Here is a 3,349-nt window from a genome sequence, read left to right as displayed (position 1 = left end):
CCGTACCACCAGTACGCTCGTCGCCATCCGTCTCGGTCCTGACGCAAACAGGGTCGGCAGAGCGTTTCCGTATAAACCTGAAAGGCTCTAAGGCGCTCGGCCGCCTGCGTTGGGTTCGTCAGATCTCGTGTTGCCAGTCGTCGGAGCGCGCGAGCATACGTTCGGCTGCGCAGACGATTTCCGGCTCCATGCCGGTATCCGCACAGAAGGCCATCAATGTCGGCTCGTGGTTGGTGAGGAAGCCGAGAAGGCCGGCGAGGAAGTCGGGTTCGCTGCTCGCTGCCCGCAGATCGCCGACGGACAGACCGGAAAGCGCCAGAAAACGGTCCATCAGTTCCGGCTTGCCGGCGAGCCAGCCGAGGGCAGCGATGGCCGTTTCCTCGGCGTCCGGCGAGGGGGTCTTCGCGGAACGCGGTGCGGGGTATTTGTCCTTCGCCATTACCGTTTCTTCAATACTGGTCACATAAGATCGGATATGAATGACCGCATCAGGCGGTCGTCGTCGCCTCGCGGCGAAAACGATCGGCGGGCTGAAACAACCGACGGGCTGAAAGCGAAAATGGCGAAACAGGTCATGATTGTCGAGGACAACGAGCTCAATATGAAGCTCTTTCGCGACCTCGTCGAAGCCTCGGGTTACGAGACCATCCGCACGCGTAACGGCATGGAAGCGCTCGAACTGGCCCGCGAGCATCATCCGGACCTCATTTTGATGGACATCCAGCTTCCCGAGGTTTCCGGGCTGGAAGTGACGAAGTGGCTGAAGGAGGACGACGACCTTCACACGATCCCGGTCATCGCCGTGACCGCCTTCGCCATGAAGGGTGACGAGGAACGCATCCGCCAGGGAGGGTGCGAGGCGTATATTTCGAAGCCGATCTCGGTGCCGAAGTTCCTGGAGACGATCAAGACCTATCTCGGCGAGGCTTGATGGCATGACCGCGCATATCCTCGTCGTCGACGACATATCGGCGAATGTGCGCCTGCTGGAGGCGCGTCTCGTCGCCGAATACTACGAGGTTTCGACGGCCGAAAACGGCCCCAGGGCGCTCGAGATCTGCGCGAGCAAGCCGATCGATCTCGTACTCCTCGACGTGATGATGCCGGAGATGGACGGCTTCGAGGTGGCGCGCCGGCTGCGCGAGAATTCCGCGACGGCGCGTATTCCGATCGTCATGGTCACCGCGCTCGACGGGCGCCAGGATCGCGTCACCGGTCTCGAGGCCGGGGCCGACGATTTTCTGACGAAGCCGGTCAACGATCTTCAGCTGATGGCGCGCGTGCGCAGCCTGTTGCGCCTGAAATCGCTCGACGACGAGCTGCATCTGCGCGCCGACACGGCACGAAACGTCGCCGAAGGCACCTACTTCTCGCCGATCCGTCGTAACGATGCGATCCGCGATGCCGCGATCCTGCTCGTCGAGGCGCGCACCAGCGCGCAGGCCCGTTTGCGCGATGCGCTGCGGCCGATCGGTCGGACGAATGTGGTCGCCGATCCCGAGGCGGCCGTCGACGTTCTTGCCGCCGATGAGCACGACCTCGTCATCGTCGGCTCCCTGCCGCCCGACGCCGATCCGCTGCGGCTTTGCGCGCAGCTTCGTTCGCGTATGCGGACGCGGTTCACGCCGCTCCTCGTCGTCGCCGATGCGGACGCGGAGCCGATGGTGCGGCGGGCACTCGAGATCGGCGTCAACGACTACATCACGCGGCCCGTCGATCCGAGCGAACTCGTGGCGCGGGCCACGACGCAGATCCGGCGCAAGCGGCACAATCAGCAACTGCGCGAAAGCGTGCAGACGACGATGCAGATGGCCGTCACGGACGGGTTGACGGGCCTCAGCAACCGGAACTATCTCGACCGTCACCTCGGCACGCTTCTCGACCGGGCGGCCGCACGCGAGCAACCGTTGTCGATCTGTGCGCTCGACATCGACGGGTTCAAGCAGATCAACGATACCTATGGGCACGACGCCGGCGACGATGTCCTGCGCGGCATAGCGCGGCGTATCCGGCAGATGGTGCGTGGGGCGGATCTCGCCTGCCGCTACGGCGGGGAGGAGTTCATGGTCGTCATGCCGGATACGGTCGTCGAGGACGCAGCGCGCATTGCCGATCGCCTGCGCGCGGCGATCGAGGCATCGCCCTTTTCCATCGGCGAGGCGGGGCGCGGCATTGCCGTCACAGCTTCCTTCGGCATCGCCGGACTGAAGGGAGCCTCGGACACGCAGGCGGCACTCATGAAACGCTCCGACGAAGCGCTTTACGCGGCCAAGCGGAAGGGTCGCAATACCGTCGTCAGCACCGCGGCTTGAGCGACGCGCCGATCGCGCCGGGAAGAAACATCGGGAAACGGCGACGATCCACTTGCGAATCATGGCCGTTATTAACCACGATGGCGATCGCACCATGGAATCGCGTTAACAAACCATTGATTTTCCGTCCCGCTTTGGCAAGATGCCCCATAACGCATCGATGCGGAACCGAATTTCGATACCCCATGATGCTCAGGTCCGCCGCATCTCCTGAATCGTGGGGTTGGCCGGCCGGGTTCAGACAGTGTGGCTTCCTCGTACCGCAGTCTATTCCCGGTCGGCCGCCGACAAAAAAACGCCGCTTCTCGAACGAGAAGCGGCGTTTTTTAATGCCGGATCGGAAGCTGGGGAAGCCTACTTGATCTTGGCTTCCCGGAACTCGACGTGCTTCTTGGCGATCGGATCGTACTTGGTCTTGACCATCTTCTCGGTCATCGTACGGCTGTTCTTCTTGGTGACGTAGAAGAAGCCGGTGTCGGCGGTCGACTGCAGCTTGATCTTGATCGTGGTTGCCTTGGCCATCTGAAACCTGCCTTGAAGGAAAAAATGAGCACCGCGCGCGGCCCGGATCAGGCCCGCGAATTTGCGCGGAACCTACCGTTCGGCGTCCGAAAGTCAAGTCTCGCGAGGTTCGCGGCCACGATGCCGGACGTCATTGAAGATCTGTCGCGGAACGGGATCGTTTAGAGCGTTTCAGGTTCATACGGAAGCGCTCTGTTCGATCGTGCCGGTTTCCCACGCGAAGGCGATCGCAGCGCGATTTGGTTTATCGGGCAAGATCGCCGACAGTGAGGCGGAGAAGCAAACGAGCCAGTGGCTCGTTTGCCCGCCGAACGGGAGAGCGGCACGGTCGAACCCTTCGGGCCGGCCCTGTTTGCGCCATGACACTTCGACGGAAGGCTCGACCGTACCACCAGTACGCTCGTCGCCATCCGTCTCGGTCCTAACGCAAACAGGGTCGGCAGAGCGTTTCCGTATAAACCTGAAAGGCTCTAGCTGTGAGCTTTCATTAGGTTGTCCATCCGGTCCGGACCGGG

Annotated in this window: 4 protein-coding genes; 2 read left to right on the top strand and 2 right to left on the bottom strand. The window is 62.4% G+C overall.

The window, feature by feature from the left end:
- Positions 1-118: 118 nt before the first annotated feature.
- The gene (locus FJU11_RS17670; RefSeq protein ID WP_141168399.1) at positions 119-439 is read right to left on the bottom strand and encodes a DUF3572 domain-containing protein; all 321 of its coding nucleotides are present in this window, start codon (positions 437-439) and stop codon (positions 119-121) included.
- 120 nt (positions 440-559) lie between these two features.
- On the opposite strand from FJU11_RS17670, the gene FJU11_RS17665 reads away from it, so the two are divergent.
- Positions 560-931: a response regulator gene (locus tag FJU11_RS17665; protein WP_141168398.1), complete on the top strand. Its 372-nt coding sequence runs from the start codon at positions 560-562 to the stop codon at positions 929-931.
- Between the two features lie 4 nt (positions 932-935).
- Positions 936-2,312 (top strand): PleD family two-component system response regulator, encoded by a 1,377-nt coding sequence (locus tag FJU11_RS17660; protein WP_141168397.1) that lies wholly within the window; start codon positions 936-938, stop codon positions 2,310-2,312.
- Positions 2,313-2,666: 354 nt separating this feature from the next.
- Here FJU11_RS17660 and rpmG read toward each other — a convergent pair whose 3' ends face one another.
- Complete coding sequence (gene rpmG, locus FJU11_RS17655; protein WP_141168396.1) at positions 2,667-2,834, bottom strand: 50S ribosomal protein L33; 168 nt, start codon at positions 2,832-2,834, stop codon at positions 2,667-2,669.
- Positions 2,835-3,349 lie beyond the last annotated feature (515 nt).

Origin of the sequence: Pararhizobium mangrovi, assembly GCF_006516965.1 — a bacterium.
Taxonomy (GTDB): Bacteria; Pseudomonadota; Alphaproteobacteria; order Rhizobiales; family Rhizobiaceae; genus Pararhizobium_B; species Pararhizobium_B mangrovi.
This window is presented reverse-complemented; position numbering and strand designations above follow the sequence as displayed.